This is a genomic window from Hominilimicola fabiformis (assembly GCF_020687385.1).
GTDB lineage: Bacteria > Bacillota > Clostridia > UBA1381 > UBA1381 > Hominilimicola > Hominilimicola fabiformis.
Map to the genome: position 1 here is coordinate 1 of NZ_JAJEQM010000013.1, position 16869 is coordinate 16869.

The window sequence follows — 16869 nt, forward strand, 5'->3', positions numbered from 1 at the left end:
TGGCTGCATAAAAATAGCGTAGCAGTCGTTAAAACTACTACGCTATAAAAAGTCTAACTTTTGGGGGTCACATCAAAGCTCTTTTTTTATACCAAACACCTCAAAAATATTATACATTAAAACATAAAAAAATACAATTTATTTGTTACTAAAGCCGAAATCGGTGGTATAAATAAAATAGAAAGGAAGTGAGTTAGTATGAAAATCACATTTTTAGGTGCGGCACACGAAGTTACGGGCAGTTGTACGCTAATAGAAACGAACGGAAAAAATATTCTTGTTGACTGCGGAATGGAACAAGGTGCTGATATATTTGAAAATCAAGAAATCCCCGTAAATCCAAATGATATTGAATGTGTATTGCTTACTCATGCACATATTGACCATTCGGGTAATTTGCCGTTACTTTACAAAAACGGTTTTCGCGGTAAAATTTACGCGACGAATGAAACATCTGATTTATGCGAAATAATGTTGCCGGACAGTGCGCATATTCAAGAAACTGAGGCGAAATGGCGAAACAGAAAAGCAAAGCGTGCCGGCAGGGAAGAATATGTTCCGATTTATGATATGGACGATACTATCGGTGTACTTCAGCAATTCCGTCCGTGTAATTATGATGAGAAAATAAGAATTTTGGAAAATGTTGAAATAAGATTTCACGATATAGGTCACTTGCTCGGCTCGTCTTGTATAGAAATTTGGATAACAGAAAGCGGTATTACAAAGAAAACAGTTTTCAGCGGTGACGTGGGAAATACAAATCAACCGATTATAAAAGACCCGACTCCGATTTATGATACGGACGATACCGATTATCTTGTTATAGAGTCCACCTACGGAAACAGATTTCATACGGAAGTACCTGATTATATAACATTGCTTGCGGGGGAATTTCAGAGAACATTTGACAGGGGCGGAAATGTTGTTATACCGTCATTTGCTGTAGGCAGAACGCAAGAGCTTTTATACTATATACGTCAGATTAAAGAACAAAATCTTGTAAAAGGTTACGGTGATTTTTCTGTGTACGTGGACAGTCCTTTGGCGAATGAGGCTACCGCAATATTTTTACAGTGTGACGTAAAATGTCTGGACGAAGAAGCAAGAGCATTGGTGGACAGCGGTATAAATCCGCTTACATTCAGCGGATTAAAACTTGCCGTTTCAACTGATGAGTCTGTTGCAATTAATTTTGACGAAAAGCCGAAAGTTATAATATCGTCAAGCGGTATGTGTGAGGCGGGAAGAATACGGCATCACTTAAAACACAATTTGTGGCGAAGAGAATGTTTGATTTTGTTTGTCGGCTATCAGGCAGAGGGAACGCTCGGCAGAATGTTGTGTGACGGTGTTAAGAATGTAAAACTGTTTGGTGAGGATATAGAAGTAAATGCCGAAATTAAAATGCTTGACGGAATAAGCGGACATGCAGACAAGAACGGTCTTATAAAGTGGCTTAAAACATTTAAGAAAAAGCCTAAAATTGTTTTTGTTAATCATGGCGAGGAAAAGTCTTGCGATGAATTTACCGATTGTATCAGAAATGAATACGGCTATAATTCTGTTGCACCGTACAGCGGTACTTGTTACGATTTGCTGACAGGTGAAGTGGTTGTACAGACGTACGGCATACGCGTGCAGAAAAAGAAAACTACAAAACGTGCTGCGACTGTATTCGGCAGACTTATTGCCGCGGCGGAAAGATTACTTGCAGTTGCAAGAAGTTGTGAGGGAATGGCCAATAAAGATTTGGCAAAGTTCGCAGACCAGATTGATATGTTGTCTGAAAAGTGGAAAAGATAGATAACCACCCCTCATTCGACTGCGTCGACAGCTCACCTCAATGGGAGCCATACAAAAAGCCTCTCCTTGAGGAGAGGTGTCACGAAGTGACGGAGTGGTGGCAAAAAGAAAAAGCATAAGAAAGCACCCACAGTCGACTGCGTCGACAGCTCCCCTCAATGGGAGCCGTACAAAAAACCTTTCCTTGAGGAGAGGTGTCACGAAGTGACGGAGCGGTGGCAAAAAAACAAGGACGGTCAATGACCGTCCTTATTTTGTATAATCGCTCCAACCGTCTATTGCACTGTCTTGAATTGCTCTGAAAAGTCTTTTTCTAAGTCCGGGATACATTTCCTTTTCAAGACGTTTAATAAGATCTTTCATATATTGACGTTGCGTATATCCGTCAGCAGGACAAGGATTGTGAACAACGGGAATATCATAATTTTTAACCACACCCCTAATATCACGTTCGCGAACGTAAATCATAGGTCTGATTTGATACATATCAGTGCGGTCGAGATATGTAACAGGCGAAAAACAATGTATTCTGCCCTCGTGCATAAGGCTAAGGAAGAATGTTTCAAGCACATCATCATTATGATGACCGAGTGCAACTTTATTGCAGCCGTTTTCGATTGCCATATCATTTAACGCACCGCGGCGCATTTTTGCACACAATGAGCAAGGATTGGATTCTTTTCGTATATCAAAAATAATCTCTTTAATATTTGTTTTCTTAACCTTATATTCAACGCCCAAATCATCACACATTTTTTGTACTTTTGAATAATCGGCATCATATCCCATATCCAAAGTCAATCCCATAACGGTAAATTTTTTCGGATAGTATCGCGAAAGTTCCGCAAGCACATTAAGCAGTACAAGACTGTCCTTACCGCCGGAAACACCGACGGCAATTTTATCGCCGTCCTCAATCATATTATACTGTTCAATAGCACGCCTTGTAAGACTTACTACCTTTTTCATATTATTCAGCCTTTCCTGTTATTTTACCGCCTTGATAGCTTCGGTTAAATCAACCTTATCCGTATAAAGTGCCTTACCAACGATAACACCCTCAACACCTGTTGTAACAAGTGACTTGATGTGGTCAAGACTTCCGACACCGCCCGAGGCGATAATATCGGCATTTACCGCACTTGCCATTTCAGCCATTGCGTTTACGTTAGGACCGGCAAGTGTACCGTCGGTTGCAATATCCGTATAAACGATTGTCTGTACGCCGATATTTACCATTTTCTTTGCAAATTCAACAGCGGTAAAATCGCTTGTTTTTTCCCAACCCTCGATAGCAACCATACCGTCTTTTGCGTCAATACCGATAACGATTTTTTTGCCGTATTTATCAACGGCACGTTTAACAAATTCACTGTCTGAAACGGCTTTTGTACCTATGATTACTCTGTCAATACCGCAGGCAAGTTTTGCTTCAATATCCTCCATAGTACGAATACCGCCGCCTGTTTGTACGGGAACATTGACGCTTTCGCATATTTCTTTGATTTTTGCGGCATTTACGCCATGACCTTTTAAAGCACCGTCAAGGTCGACAACGTGGATATATTCACCGCCAAGACTTTCCCATTTTTTAGCCATTTCGGCAGGGGAGTCACCGTATACGGTAACGTCCGAAAATTGTCCCTTGAACAATCTCACGCATTTACCGTCTTTTATATCAATCGCAGGGTAAATTCTCATTTTGTAATTCTCTCCTCAAACTGTTTTACAATATTCATAATACGTTCTGTTTCCATTTTCATACTAACCTTGTTTACAACAAAACGTGCACTTAGAGGGCACACGTCCTCAAGAACGTCAAGACCGTTTTCGTAAAGTGTTTTACCTGTTTCGACAATATCGACAATGACGTCCGAAAGTCCGACAAGCGGAGCAAGCTCAACAGAGCCGTTTAGCTTTATAATTTCAATAGTCTGACCTTTGTCGTCTTGGAAATATTTCATTGCGATGTGCGGATACTTTGACGCAACACGAAGATTTGTCATAGTGCCAAGCTTACCTTTTAATTCTTTCGGACCGCATACAGCCATTTTACATTTTCCGAATCCCAAATCAACCATTTCATATAGGTTACGGCTTTCTTCCAAAAGTGTGTCCTTACCGACGATACCGATGTCAGCCGCACCGTATTCAACGTAAGTAGGAACGTCAGACGCTTTTACAAGGATAAATTTCATCTTGTTTTTTTCGTCAGTGAAAATAAGTTTTCTTGTTTTTTCTTTCATTTCGGAACAATCCATTCCGATTGAAATAAATAATTCCATTGCAAGTTCGGCAAGTCTGCCCTTTGCAAGAGCAACTGTTAAATATCTCATTATAATCTCTTCCTCCCTAAAATCAGTGTTCGTGACCGCAGTCGCATTGGTCGTGGTGATGTTCATGCTCGTGGTCATGGTCACAGCCACAGCCGCAATGGTCGTGTTCGTCAAACATCATAGATTCGTCATAGTAGCCTAAAAATTCGTTTGCGGTTGTTTCTATAATTTCGTGTTTTGCAAAATCGTTAATCATAAGCTGACCGTTAGGGAAAACTCTAAGCATTGCACCGATATTTTTACCTTTTGAATATTCCTCTGCTGCTTTATAATCGCCGTCACCGATATACATTTCAACAAGGCAGCCGTTTACACGAAGATTGTATGCAATGTCATAGGCAATGCCTTCGGCGTTCTTTTCGGCAAAAACAAGTGATGCGGAAACATCATGTACCTCCTTGTCGCTTAGTACGGAAATAAGTCTGTTTATACCGATTGCCGCACCGACAGCACCTTTATTGTCACCAAATTGTCCCATAAGATTATCATAACGTCCTCCGGCACAAATAGGAAATCCGACACCGTGTGTGTAGCACTTAAAGATTGAGCCTGTGTAGTAGTCGATACTTTCAAGCATACCAAGGTCAATAGAAACGTACTTTTCAAAACCGTACAGACACAAAAGCTCATATATACGCTTTAAGTTGTCAAGTGCGTTTTTGGATTCTTCGTTAAGACCGTCAACATAAGCCTTTTTGAAAACTTCTTCACCGCCGAAAAGGTAAGGCAAGTCAATCATAAGATTTTTGATGTTGTCATCAATGTCAAGTTTGTCTGTAATCGTCTTAATACCGACAGAGTCTTTTGAATCAATACGTTCACGAAGTTTTTCGATAGATTGTTCGTCAAGTCCTGCTTGCTTTACAAGTCCGTTGAAGAATGCAATCTGACCGATTTCCATTGAAAATTCTTCAATACCTACCGCAAGAACAGCCTCCATAGCTGCTGAAATAACTTCAGCGTCTGCGGCAGGTGAGTATGAGCCGATAAGCTCGATACCGCTTTGCGTAAATTCTCTTTGACGTGCGCCTTGCGTTTGCTCAACTCTGTATACGTTGCCTGTGTATAGGTAGCGCTGAGGCTTGTCCGAATTTGCAACCTTTGTTGCCGCCATACGGGCGATTGATGTTGTAAAGTCCGGTCTTAGTGCAAGAATACGTCCTTGTTCGTCAAAAAACTTGAACATATGCTCTTGTGAAATCTGACCGCTAAGACCTAAATAACAGTCGTAATATTCAAATGTAGGTGTTTCAACTTCTTTGTAACCGATTGAAGAAAAAACAGACCATATTGTTGATTCAATTTCTTTTTTTACTGCACATTCGTCCGGCAGTATATCATTTACACCGTTCGGTGTATGCAATTTCCAATTAGACATAAAACTAATCCTTTCAATATATTTTTGAATTTTAACTTTATTGTGCTAAAGCGATAAAGTTATTATACAACTTAATTTGTAAATTGTCAAGTAAACAATATAATTTTATCACTAAAACGGTGTATTTTCAAGGATAAGGAATGTAGTATTAAGTCGAAATTTGTAATTGAGAAAAAATTAACAAATTGTCAACAAAATTTATTATTTAAACTGTTGAATGTTCACATAAAATATGTTAAAATCAAATTAGTAAATATGTTGCAGAAAGGAAATGTGAAATGGCGATACACGTTATTAATGAAGCAAAAAGATGCTTGAACTGTAAGAAACCTATGTGCAGAGAGGGATGTCCGATACATACACCGATACCGGATATGATACATACGTTTTTAGAGGGGGATATAAATCAAGCCGGCGAGATGGTGTTTGAGAATAATCCGCTTTCAATCGTCTGTTCGCTTATATGTAATCATGAAAATCAATGCGAGGGACATTGCGTTTTGAACAGAAAAGGCTCACCGGTTCATATAAGCAGTATTGAAAATTATATTTCCGAAAACTATTTTGATAAACTTGGTTTTTCGGGGATTGAAAAAAACGGCTTGAAAGCAGGTATAATCGGCTCAGGTCCTGCCGGTATAACCATTGCGGTAATACTTGCACAGCGCGGATATGATATTACGATATTTGAATCAAGAGAAAAAATCGGCGGCGTGTTGAGATACGGTATTCCCGAATTCAGATTGCCGAAATCAATTTTGGAAAGATATAAGGAAAAATTGATTGAGCTTGGTATTAAAATCAGACCGAATACGGCAATAGGTACGACTATAAGCGTTGACGATATGTTCCGTGACGGTTACAGTGCAATATTTATCGGTACAGGTGTATGGAAACCGAACACACTTCATATAAAAGGCGAAACGCTCGGAAATGTGCATTATGCGATTAATTATCTTACCAATCCCGATGTTTACAGACTTGGCGATACGGTTAATATTATCGGTGCGGGTAACTCGGCAATGGACGTTGCAAGAACTGCTTTAAGACACGGTGCTAAAAAGGTTACGGTATTTTCAAGAAGTGACCATTTGGCAGCAAGTCAGCGTGAAGTGGATTATGCAAAGATTGACGGTGTTGAATTCGTGGTACACGTTGAGCCTGTGGAAATTGTAGATGACGGAGTTATATTTGTTGAACTTGAATGTGACGGAAAAGGAAATCTTTCGCCGATAAGAGGAACGGAAAATCTTTATCAGGCAGATTCAACGATTATTGCGATAAGTCAAGGTCCGAAGGACAGAATTGTTTCAACAACGACAGGCTTGGAAGTTAATGAAAAAGGTTTGCTTGTAACAAACACGTTCGGAGAAACTACGCGTGACGGTATTTTTGCGTCGGGCGATGTTGTCCGCGGTGCGAAAACGGTTGTTGAGGCGGTTGCGTATTCAAAGCAAGTTGCAGACGCAATGGACGATTATATGAAGGGTTTAATGCACGAAAGAGATTTATAAATTCAGGAGGTCGATAAATTGTCCGAACAGTGCAAAATATTATTTTATATTTGAATTTAATTTACGGATATTATAAACAAAGGCAAGCCTATCTTTGATATACGGCTTGCCTTTGCACTTTTTGTGAAAATAAACTCTAACGTACAAATGTACGTCGATGAGTTCATTTTCGGTACTCCTTTTTAGTTTTCCATAAAACTTTTCATTTTTTCAACTGTATTTTGGCTTATATTATGCTCAATTTGGCAAGCCTCTTTTTCGGCATCATCTTCGGGAATATGAAGAACATTTACAAGGAATTTTTTAATCATCGTATGACGGTGATATACTGCTTCACCGAGCTCAAAACCCTTTTCCGTAAGAATTATATCGCCGTAAGGCTCGTGAGAAACAAGACCTTGCTTTTTTAGAGTATTTACCGCTCTGTTCACACTTGGTTTTGATATTTTGAGTGCAAGGGCAATATCCGTTATGCGCACACTCGTCTTTTGCTTTGAAATTTCATATATTGATTCAAGATAATCTTCCAGTGCGCTTGAGATACAAATATCATTATCAACTAACATATTAATCACCATAGCCTTTCTGTCCGCAAACTAATAAAAAAATAAAGAGGGTATAGAAACATTACTGTTTCTAAAACCCTCTTTGGTTTCGAAAATTAATATCAATTAAATTATGCCTTTATTATAACCTAAATCACTTTAATTTGCAATAGCTAACATAAAAAAATTTAATTTTGTGAAGTCTATACAAATAAATTACCGATTTGGAATACAAGCGTTGACATTATCCACGCAACAGAAAGCTGATATAATACCGAAAATGCGGTTAATTTTCGTGAGTTGAGTTCACTGCGGAGTGTTGACACTGCGGCGATACAAGGCACATAAAGCAGTACAAACGTTAAAAACGAATATGCCGACAGGGGAGTGAATGAAGTCGTAAGGCACGATACAAGGTCGGCGGTGTTGTATGCTCCGTATAGGATTGACATAGTTGACACGACTGCCTCTTTTGCGGCAAAACCTGAAATAAGGCTTACCGCAACTTTCCAATTACCGAATCCGCAAGGTTTAAATATCGGTGCGATAAGTTTTCCTAAAGTGCCGATAATGCTGTATTCGCTGTCAGCGGTTAAATGCAAATGAAAATCAAGATTTTCCAAAAGCCAGATGATTATACTTGCAAGCAAAATTACAGTACCTACTCTTGTAAGGAAGTCCTTGACTTTATCCCACATATGATTAAATGTCGATTTGAAAGTCGGCATTCGGTAGGGTGGAAGTTCAAGTACAAAAGGCGGTTCATCGCCTTTGAATACCGTATTTGACAAAATCAATCCCGAAATTACCCCTAAAGCTATCCCTAAAATGTATAAACTGAATGTGACGATACCTGCATTATTCGGAAACAGTGCCGCTGTAAATACCGCATAAACCGGCATTTTTGCACCGCACGACATAAACGGTATCAACAGCATTGTCAGTTTTCTGTCACGTTCGTTGTCAAGCGTTCTGACTGCCATTGTCGCAGGAACACTGCACCCAAATCCCATTATCATAGGTACAAACGACTTGCCCGAAAGACCGATTTTTATAAAAAGTTTGTCCATAATAAAAGCCGTTCGTGCCATATATCCCGAATCTTCAAGAAAGGAAAGGAATAAAAATAACAGCATTATCTGCGGAAAAAATGTTATGACACTGCCTATTCCGGATATTATTCCGTCAAGCAAAAGTCCTTTGAAAAATGCACCGACTTCGGCTGATGTTAAAATATTTTCAAGCATATTTGCAAACTGAACGTTAAACAGGGTGTCGAGCATATCGGACATCATCGAACCAAAAGTTCCGAACGTTATCTGAAAAACACAAAACATTACAAGTATAAAAATCGGTATCGCAAACAATGGGTGCATAGCGATTGAATCTATTTTTTCGGTCAGAAGAAATTGTCTGTTTTGACCGATTATTTTTACGCAGTCGGCTGCGACTGATTTTATGAATTTGTAGCGAGCTTGCGCTATATGTGTTTCGGTATCATTTTTTTCTGTAAGTTGTATGGCGTAAAAACGGCTTATTTTATTTTTTAAGCATAATGCGGAAATTGCCCTTTCAATTTCCGCATTGTATTTAATTTGATTTTGTGTATTACCGCCTAAGTTACATTCTTTGATGAGTTTTTCAATCCCGATACATTTGCTTGCCGAAATCGGAACAGACGGTATATTAAGACGTTTTGTCAACATATTTGCATTAATTTCAAAACCGTTTTTCTTAACTGCGTCCGCCATATTCAGTGCGATTACCATAGGCACACCTGTTTCGGCAAGCTGTGTTGTAAGGTAGAGATTGCGTTCGAGGTTGGTTGCGTCAACTATGTTGAGTATTAAATCGGGCTTTTCATTTATAATGAAGTCGTGCGTTATAATTTCCTCCGCACTGTTCGGTGAAAGGGAATAGATACCCGGAAGATCGACTATAAGCATATTTTTGTTGTAACGGCATATGCCTTTTTTGCTTTCAACAGTAACGCCTATGCGGTTGCCGACATCATAATTACTGCCTGTGAGTTCGTTGAAAAGAGTTGTTTTTCCGCAATTCGGATTGCCGACAAGAGCAACGACTGTTTTTGTATCGGACATTCATTTCACCACCTTGTGAATAAAAATTTTTTCGGCGTCCTTTTTTCGTATACCTATGTTACAGTTGAGTACACGAAATTCGACAGGATCGCCGAGCGGTGCTAATCTAAGCATTTTTACGGTTGCACCGGGCGTCATTCCCATATCGGAAAGACGGCGTTTAATTGAACCGCTTAACCGTATTGCGGATATAACGCCGGATTCGTTTTTCTTTAAATTGCTTAAATTCATATATCAGTCCTTTCGCCATACAAACGAGCTGACAAACTTTTGAAGCTCAACGATTATAAGAGGCATAACGGACAGTACCGTTACAACAATCCAGCCCATAGCATTGAGCGGAATAACTCCGAAAATATTTGCAAGGTACGGAACGGAAATTACCGACACCTCCAAAATAAGTCCCGAAATCAGTGAAAGCACAAGGTAAGGATTTTTAAATATACCGGCTTTAAAAACGGAGTGTTCACTTCTCATATTAAATGCGTGTACCAACTGAGAAATACTAAGCACCGCAAATGCCATTGTACGACCTGCTGTAATACCGCCGAAGATGTTTGCACCTATGGTGAATGCCAAAAGTGCGAGTGCACCTATCATCAAGCCCTCAAATATGATTGTCAGCCAAAGTCCGTCGGCAAATAAACCTTTTTTCGGTGAACGCGGCGGTTTATCCATTATATCGCTGTCGGGAGTGTCAAGTCCCAAAGAAATAGCAGGAAGTGAGTCGGTGACGAGATTTACCCATAAAAGCTGTATAGCGGTAAGCGGTGACGACCAACCGAACATAATACCCGAAAATACGGTCAGAATTTCGCCTATGTTGCTTGAAAGCAAAAATTGTACCGCTTTTTTGATGTTTGAAAAAATACTTCTGCCCTCACGGACTGCATATATAATGGTAGCAAAATTATCGTCCGTAAGCACCATATCGGATGCTGATTTTGCAACGTCCGTACCTGTTATACCCATACTGCATCCAATATCGGCGGCGGAAAGTGCAGGCGCGTCATTTACACCGTCACCTGTCATTGCGACAATTTCACCGTTGGCTTTAAGCGCTTTTACAATTTTCATTTTATGGCTCGGAGTAACGCGTGCAAATATGTTGTATTGATTTATTGTGAGTGCAAGTTCGTTGTCCGATATTTTTTCAAGAATATCGCCTGTCATAACCTTTGAATTATCGTCCGCAATTCCGATTTTTTTCGCAACAGATAAAGCCGTTTCTGCGTGATCGCCTGTTATCATAATAGGACGAATACCTGCTCTTTTACAAAGTTCTACGGATTGCTTTGCCTCTTTTCGCGGCGGGTCTTCAATGCCGATAAGACCGATAAATACCATATTGTTTTCGTTGATTGCTGTCTTTGTGTAATCATCACGATAACAAACCGCGATTACACGCAAACCGTCCGAAGTCATTTTTGAATTTTCGGATATAATTTTTCGCTTGCTCTGTGAAGTAAGCGGAATAGCCTTTTGACCGTTATAAATATCGGTGCATAGCGGAAGTACAAATTCCAATGCACCCTTTATTATTGTTTTATAACCTTTTATGTCCCTGTGCATTGTAGTCATTCGTTTGCGTGTCGAGTCGAAAGGTATTTCGGCAATACGTCTGTATTTTTTGTCAAGTACGGACTTGTCAAAACCGTGTTTTTTTGCGGCGGCGAGTATTGCACTTTCTGTCGGACTTTTGTGTCCCTCATCACAGTCGCAACACATCGAACAAAGTCGTATCAGCTTTTTTTCATCGTACGTATAAAATGAAGTTACAGTCATTTTATTTTGCGTTAAAGTGCCTGTTTTGTCGGAGCATATTACGGACGCACTGCCGAGCGTTTCGACAGACGGAAGGTTTCGTACTATTGCGTTATGTTTTGACATACGCATTACGCCGATTGCAAGCATAATCGTAACTATTGCCGGAAGTCCCTCAGGTATTGCGGCAACCGCCAAAGAAACGGCTGTCATAAACATATCAAACGGCGGAAGATGACGGAACAGGCCGACAATAAAAATAACAAGGCATACGAAAAGTGCGGCAATACCGAGTGTTTTGCCTGTATCGGCAAGCTTTAGCTGAAGCGGTGTCTGCGGTGTTTCATCATCAAGGAGCATATTCGCAATGTGTCCGACTTCCGTATTCATTCCCGTGCCTGTAACTATCGCGGTGGCTTTTCCGCCTGTTACGGAGGTGGAAGAAAGGATTATATTTTTTCTGTCCCCAAGTGCCGTGAATTCTTCAAGTACAACCGATGCGTCTTTTTCGGCGTTTACAGATTCACCGGTAAGAGAGGATTCGTCTGTTGTGAGGTTGTTAGATGTGACAAGACGGCAGTCTGCGGCAACAAGATCGCCTGCCGATATTATAAGTATATCACCGGGAACAACGTTCGCGGCAGGAATATTAAGCTCATTGCCGTTTCTGAGTACACAGGCATGGGGTGATGATAGTTTCTTTAAAGCCTCAAGACTTTTTTCGGCACGTTTTTCTTGAATAACTCCGAGCAATGCGTTTAATATGACGATTGCAAGAATTATTACAGGTTCTGTTATATCCGCGTCACCTTGCATAATTGACGTTATAAATGATACCGCAGCGGCGGAAAGAAGTATAATTATCATAAAATCATTAAATTGTTCAAGGAATTTTATAAATATGTTCTTTTTCTTTTTTTCGATAAGTTCGTTTTTGCCGTAATGGTGAAGTCGTTTCTTTACCTCGTCATGTGTAAGTCCTGTTTTTATATCCGTACCGAGCAATTCGGCGGTTTGCTGTACGGTTTTATTATGGTATGTCTGCATTTTTATACCTCCTCTGTTTTATACGATATAACTATTCCGTATTGCCTGTATTTATAACCAACTTGTCTTTAAATTGTAATCAAAATGTTTTAGTGTCCCCTCCGAAAATGTGTTATAATGTAAGAAAAGGAGGGACACTAAATGGCAAGAAAGGCAAGAGAGATAAGTAAAAGCGGTAATTATTATATTACGCTGAAAGGCAATGAACTTTTTGTAACAGACGAGGATAAAAAAATGTTTGTTGAAATTCTTGAAAAGAATTTCGCAACGGGTATTGTACATGGCTATTATCTTACAAAGTCGGAAATTCGTCTTGTTGTAAAAGAGGGTGAAAAGGGAATTTCAATGACAATGAAACCTGTCACTACAAGCTATGCGAGATATTTCAACAGAACGCACGAAAGAGAGGGCAAGCTTTTTGCGGACAGATTTAAAAGTGAGCCTCTTGAAACAGACGAAGAAATAGAAGAATGTATCAAAAATTTAGAAAACGATACACCGAAAAAACAGGCAAAACCTAAGAGAACAGCACCGAAGAAAAAGGACGTGACAAAGGTTAAAAAGACTGAAATTAAAATCGAGAAAACAGAAGAAACAAAGCCGATCGAGGAAAAGAAAGAAGAAAAGAAAAATAAACTTCCGTCATGGCTTTTGTGATGTCATAAACATATGCCGACGCGAATAAGATATATTAAGCAGATATATTTTAGGAGGTCGGCATTTTGAATTTTTATGTTATTAAATTAAAGCATATTATAATAGCATTACTGATTTTTGCGGTTATACCGATAATTTGGTTTACGACTTCAAGAGCGGTAAGCGTGTTTAACGTAAACGGCAGAGAAATTCCGATTTACAGCGTAGAGAGGTGCGACAATAAAATCGCACTGACATTTGACTGTGCGTGGAACGATGATGATATTGACTCAATTCTTGATACGTTGGACAAGTATAATTGCAAGGCGACATTTTTCGTTGTGGGTGATTGGGCTGAAAAGTATTCCGAAAGTTTGAAGAAAATTTATGACAGAGGACATGAAATCGGCAATCATTCATATAATCACGCGGATTATACGAAAATGTCGGCAGAGGCGATTACAGCCGACCTTGATAAATGTGACGGAATTGTTGAAAGCATAACCGGTGAAAGACCGTACCTTATGCGTGCGCCGTCAGGCGGATATAATAACACTGTCGTGAAAGCGGCGGAGGATAGCGGAAGAATGTATATTCAGTGGTCGGTTGACGGGATTGATTACGGTGACGCGGAGGCACAGGATATATATGAAAGAAGCGTCAGACGCACGCAAAACGGCGACATAATTCTTTTGCATAACGGCACAAATAATACGGCGGCAATTCTGCCGAAAATTTTAGAGGCATTGGAGTGCAAATATGAATTTGTAACCGTGTCGGAACTTATTTACAAAGATAATTATGTGATAGACAATACAGGCAGACAATTTCAAAAATAATTATTTACAAAACCGTTGTAATCTATTATAATAGATAATATGAAAATACAAAAGCGAAACGGAGAAAATAATATGGATAAGAAATATGAATATAACAGTCCTTTGGTGTATCAGCGAGCAGATCCGTTTGTGTATCTGCATACTGACGGATATTACTATTTCACAGGTACAATGCCACAGTATGACTGTATTGAGATAAGACGTGCAAAGACTCTTAACGGACTTTTGACAGCTGATTCGGAAGTAGTGTGGAAAAAGCATCCGACAGGTGAAATGGGCTCACATATTTGGGCGCCTGAACTTCATTATATAGACGGTGTGTGGTATATTTATTTCACCGCCGGTGACGCAAAAGACGTATGGGAAATCAGACCGTATCTGCTTATGTGCGAGGACGAAAATCCTATGACGGGTAAGTGGATTGAAAAGGGCAGAATTGATGTGGGAGTGGAAAGTTTTTCACTTGATATGACCACATTTATACATAAGGGTGAACAATATGTACTTTGGGCGCAAAAGACAGAGCCTGCAGATGTATCTGACGTGTATATTGCAAAAATGAAAAATCCTTGGACTCTTGCAACAAAGCCGATGATTCTTACAACACCGGAGTATGATTGGGAAGTGCAGGGATTTAAAGTAAACGAAGGGCCGGCGGTACTTGTCAGAAACGGTAAAGTTATCGTTACATATTCGGCGTCCGATACAGGTTGGAGATACTGTATGGGAATGCTTTGGGCTGATGAAAACAGTGATTTGCTTGATATAAAGTCGTGGCATAAGAGCGACAAGCCTGTATTTAAAACGAGCGAGGAGAATAAGCAGTACGGACCGGGACATAACTGTTTCACGACCGATAACGGTAAAGACGTGCTTATATATCACAGCCGAAACTATAAGGAAATCAAAGGCGATCCGCTTCACGATAACAACCGCCACGCAAGAGCGAAAGTGTTTGAATATGATGAAAACGGACTTCCGATATTCGGTGAACCTGTTCCGAAGAACATATAAATTTATAACAGCACAAAAAAGCAGAGCCTTAATGGCTCTGCTTTTTTATGAAGAAAAAAATGAAAAAATTATCGTGAATTGATTTAATAATTATCAATTCTTTAACTGTATTATAATATTGAAACCTTAAAATAACCTTAAAAAACAAATTATTTTACCAAGTTTTTTAAAGATTTTTTTACTTCTCTGAATGATTTCGGTTTGCTTTCAAACATTTTTCTGTTTGTTTTCATAAGTTTATATGATGCGGTGCGTGCGGTTGAAACGATATATTCTTCCGAGAATACTGTATCGTTATCCGATTCGGCAAAATCGCCGGAAACCGCAAAATTCTTTATACCTGTCGGAATTATTTCAAGTTTTGAATTGACAGGTGATAGATATGATGTACCGTAACGTCTGTGGCAAGGAATTACGTTTACTACCGTTTCGCGAATATCGTCCCAAACTTCATCAAGGTTAAAGCATGAAACAAGTTCATATAAAATTTCGGCACCGCTGCATTCAGTCATAGTTTTACCGCTTCTGTCACCGTCACAATTAGGTCGCATAGCACAGCCCCACAAAACTGTAATATCTTCGCTTTGGTCTTTAAAATAAGTTGACGGTACCGCACAAACTGTCATTTTCCAATTTGAATCGTCAAGCACGATAATACCGTTGCGACCCAAGGCACCGCAAGTAACTTTGTCGATAAGCTCAGGCAAAAGTTTGTTTGAAAGAGTAATTGTAAATTCCTCAGACATATTACCCTCAAATTCATCAAAGAACAAGTCAGGTGACTTGAATGACGGGTGCTTTTCAGCAAGCTTTTCCCAAAGTTCAAACGGCTTTGAATAAAGTTTCGGAGCAGGTTCGTTGAAACTGCCGAAAGATTCGCAGTCAGCCATTTCATCGGTAGGCATAATACAAATATCGCCGTCATTAAGATAGAAAGTCTTTCTTGTTGCACCGTCCGTAAAGTGAATTGAGTCGGCATTGTCGTTTTCAAAATCAATATCGGTAACAACCGCATTTTCTCTTACGTCAACACCGATTTTCTTCAAATGCTCTTTTAGAGGGTTGACAATTTCTTCGTATCTGTCAAAATCATTCGGAATGATACCCGAAAGCATATTATCCATATTTGCAATACAGTTTACAAATTCATATGCACTTGATTCTTCGGTAAAACCGTATAATGCGGAAATAAGTTTCCAGAACGGTGAAAGGAAGAAATCGCTGTCCATAACGTCAAATATCGACGCAGACTGAATTTGCGAACGTTTTGACTGCATAAGTGCAAGTATTGCGTTTCTGTGTGATTTTGAAATCTTGATTTTTGAACTGTCTATAACGTTCTTGTCTTGATCAATCAAAGTCACACTTCGCGGATAAATATTTGCACGATAAATATTAAGTATTTCATCGCATACCGTCAAATCGGGAATATCCAAAGAATCAACATCGCTGATAAGGTCAAAGAAATTCATACTGTCTTTGATGCTTATAGTTTTTCCGCGATGGCAGATAAAGCCTGTTTCGTTGTTGCCGCAGTCGCGAGTACCGTTTGTAAATATATGAATATTCTCCGGAGTGAAACCGCAGTCACGCACAAGATAAAGTGCTGACGCAAATGCAGAAAGTCCTCCGCCTGTGATATATGCCTGCTTTTTCGTAAGAGTTTTTGTGTGTTCTGCAAGCATTGTTTTGTGTTTTTTGTGCTTTGAAATAACAATCGCAGTAGTGGCGGCAGCCGCTGTTACAGCCGCACCGATTGCAATAAGTTTTGTAAGATCGCTTTTTTTCATAATAACACGCTCCTAAAAATCGTTCAATCAATTCTATTTACTTATTATATCACAAAAAACAAATTTTGTACAGTAAATATTACCCTACAAAAAGTGAA

At 39.4% G+C, this 16869-nt stretch carries 14 protein-coding genes; 5 read left to right on the plus strand and 9 right to left on the minus strand.

Annotation, left to right across the window (positions count from 1 at the left end; all coding sequences use genetic code 11):
* Positions 1-198 precede the first annotated feature (198 nt).
* On the plus strand, positions 199-1806 hold the full coding sequence (locus LKE05_RS09540; RefSeq protein WP_147513757.1) for an MBL fold metallo-hydrolase RNA specificity domain-containing protein: 1608 nt from the start codon (positions 199-201) through the stop codon (positions 1804-1806).
* Positions 1807-2055: 249 nt separating this feature from the next.
* Here the strand turns inward: LKE05_RS09540 and LKE05_RS09545 are convergent, their stop codons facing one another.
* Genes LKE05_RS09545 through hisZ form a run of 4 tightly spaced genes read right to left on the minus strand, consistent with a single transcriptional unit; the run spans position 2056 to position 5520 of the window.
* A complete protein-coding gene (locus LKE05_RS09545; protein WP_022230348.1) occupies positions 2056-2775 on the minus strand; it encodes a tRNA lysidine(34) synthetase in 720 nt (239 codons plus the stop codon).
* Between the two features lie 18 nt (positions 2776-2793).
* Positions 2794-3507, minus strand: coding sequence for a 1-(5-phosphoribosyl)-5-[(5-phosphoribosylamino)methylideneamino]imidazole-4-carboxamide isomerase (gene hisA, locus LKE05_RS09550; RefSeq protein WP_308456666.1), 714 nt, complete (start codon positions 3505-3507; stop codon positions 2794-2796).
* Positions 3504-4142 carry an ATP phosphoribosyltransferase gene (hisG, locus tag LKE05_RS09555; protein WP_117968022.1) on the minus strand — a complete coding sequence of 213 codons (639 nt, stop codon included), beginning with the start codon at positions 4140-4142 and terminating at the stop codon, positions 3504-3506. The genes hisA and hisG overlap by 4 nt, the downstream gene beginning before the upstream one ends.
* Positions 4143-4164: 22 nt before the next feature.
* Entirely contained in the window at positions 4165-5520 is a 1356-nt protein-coding gene (gene hisZ / locus LKE05_RS09560; protein WP_308456667.1) for an ATP phosphoribosyltransferase regulatory subunit, read from the minus strand.
* Between the two features lie 278 nt (positions 5521-5798).
* Here hisZ and LKE05_RS09565 point away from each other — a divergent pair, with 278 nt between their 5' ends.
* Entirely contained in the window at positions 5799-7034 is a 1236-nt protein-coding gene (locus tag LKE05_RS09565) for an NAD(P)-dependent oxidoreductase (protein WP_308456668.1), read from the plus strand.
* Between the two features lie 182 nt (positions 7035-7216).
* Here the strand turns inward: LKE05_RS09565 and LKE05_RS09570 are convergent, their stop codons facing one another.
* The 4 genes from LKE05_RS09570 to LKE05_RS09585 form a co-directional block, all read right to left on the minus strand.
* Positions 7217-7600 carry a metal-dependent transcriptional regulator gene (locus LKE05_RS09570; RefSeq protein ID WP_308456669.1) on the minus strand — a complete coding sequence of 128 codons (384 nt, stop codon included), beginning with the start codon at positions 7598-7600 and terminating at the stop codon, positions 7217-7219.
* A gap of 182 nt (positions 7601-7782) precedes the next feature.
* Complete coding sequence (gene feoB / locus LKE05_RS09575; RefSeq protein WP_308456670.1) at positions 7783-9681, minus strand: ferrous iron transport protein B; 1899 nt, start codon at positions 9679-9681, stop codon at positions 7783-7785.
* Positions 9682-9912 carry a FeoA family protein gene (locus LKE05_RS09580; RefSeq protein WP_308456671.1) on the minus strand — a complete coding sequence of 77 codons (231 nt, stop codon included), beginning with the start codon at positions 9910-9912 and terminating at the stop codon, positions 9682-9684.
* Positions 9913-9915: 3 nt separating this feature from the next.
* Positions 9916-12492 carry a calcium-translocating P-type ATPase, PMCA-type gene (locus LKE05_RS09585; protein WP_308456672.1) on the minus strand — a complete coding sequence of 859 codons (2577 nt, stop codon included), beginning with the start codon at positions 12490-12492 and terminating at the stop codon, positions 9916-9918.
* 141 nt (positions 12493-12633) lie between these two features.
* Here LKE05_RS09585 and LKE05_RS09590 point away from each other — a divergent pair, with 141 nt between their 5' ends.
* The 3 genes from LKE05_RS09590 to LKE05_RS09600 all read left to right on the plus strand — a co-directional run bounded on the left by LKE05_RS09590 (position 12634) and on the right by LKE05_RS09600 (position 14981).
* Positions 12634-13149: a hypothetical protein gene (locus LKE05_RS09590; protein WP_147513751.1), complete on the plus strand. Its 516-nt coding sequence runs from the start codon at positions 12634-12636 to the stop codon at positions 13147-13149.
* Between the two features lie 65 nt (positions 13150-13214).
* On the plus strand, positions 13215-13967 hold the full coding sequence (locus tag LKE05_RS09595) for a polysaccharide deacetylase family protein (RefSeq protein WP_308456673.1): 753 nt from the start codon (positions 13215-13217) through the stop codon (positions 13965-13967).
* Positions 13968-14006: 39 nt separating this feature from the next.
* Entirely contained in the window at positions 14007-14981 is a 975-nt protein-coding gene (locus LKE05_RS09600; protein ID WP_308456674.1) for a glycoside hydrolase family 43 protein, read from the plus strand.
* Between the two features lie 149 nt (positions 14982-15130).
* On the opposite strand, the gene LKE05_RS09605 is transcribed toward LKE05_RS09600, so the two are convergent.
* On the minus strand, positions 15131-16771 hold the full coding sequence (locus tag LKE05_RS09605; RefSeq protein WP_147513748.1) for an oleate hydratase: 1641 nt from the start codon (positions 16769-16771) through the stop codon (positions 15131-15133).
* Positions 16772-16869 lie beyond the last annotated feature (98 nt).

Bases quoted from the DNA above. Each gene is read 5' to 3' on its own strand.
- hisA (WP_308456666.1), bottom strand. From the start codon at position 3,507: ATGAGAATTTACCCTGCGATTGATATAAAAGACGGTAAATGCGTGAGA.
- LKE05_RS09565 (WP_308456668.1), top strand. From the start codon at position 5,799: ATGGCGATACACGTTATTAATGAAGCAAAAAGATGCTTGAACTGTAAG.
- LKE05_RS09605 (WP_147513748.1), bottom strand. From the start codon at position 16,771: ATGAAAAAAAGCGATCTTACAAAACTTATTGCAATCGGTGCGGCTGTA.
- LKE05_RS09580 (WP_308456671.1), bottom strand. From the start codon at position 9,912: ATGAATTTAAGCAATTTAAAGAAAAACGAATCCGGCGTTATATCCGCA.
- LKE05_RS09590 (WP_147513751.1), top strand. From the start codon at position 12,634: ATGGCAAGAAAGGCAAGAGAGATAAGTAAAAGCGGTAATTATTATATT.
- hisG (WP_117968022.1), bottom strand. From the start codon at position 4,142: ATGAGATATTTAACAGTTGCTCTTGCAAAGGGCAGACTTGCCGAACTT.
- LKE05_RS09585 (WP_308456672.1), bottom strand. From the start codon at position 12,492: ATGCAGACATACCATAATAAAACCGTACAGCAAACCGCCGAATTGCTC.
- feoB (WP_308456670.1), bottom strand. From the start codon at position 9,681: ATGTCCGATACAAAAACAGTCGTTGCTCTTGTCGGCAATCCGAATTGC.
- LKE05_RS09570 (WP_308456669.1), bottom strand. From the start codon at position 7,600: ATGTTAGTTGATAATGATATTTGTATCTCAAGCGCACTGGAAGATTAT.
- hisZ (WP_308456667.1), bottom strand. From the start codon at position 5,520: ATGTCTAATTGGAAATTGCATACACCGAACGGTGTAAATGATATACTG.
- LKE05_RS09545 (WP_022230348.1), bottom strand. From the start codon at position 2,775: ATGAAAAAGGTAGTAAGTCTTACAAGGCGTGCTATTGAACAGTATAAT.
- LKE05_RS09600 (WP_308456674.1), top strand. From the start codon at position 14,007: ATGAAAATACAAAAGCGAAACGGAGAAAATAATATGGATAAGAAATAT.
- LKE05_RS09540 (WP_147513757.1), top strand. From the start codon at position 199: ATGAAAATCACATTTTTAGGTGCGGCACACGAAGTTACGGGCAGTTGT.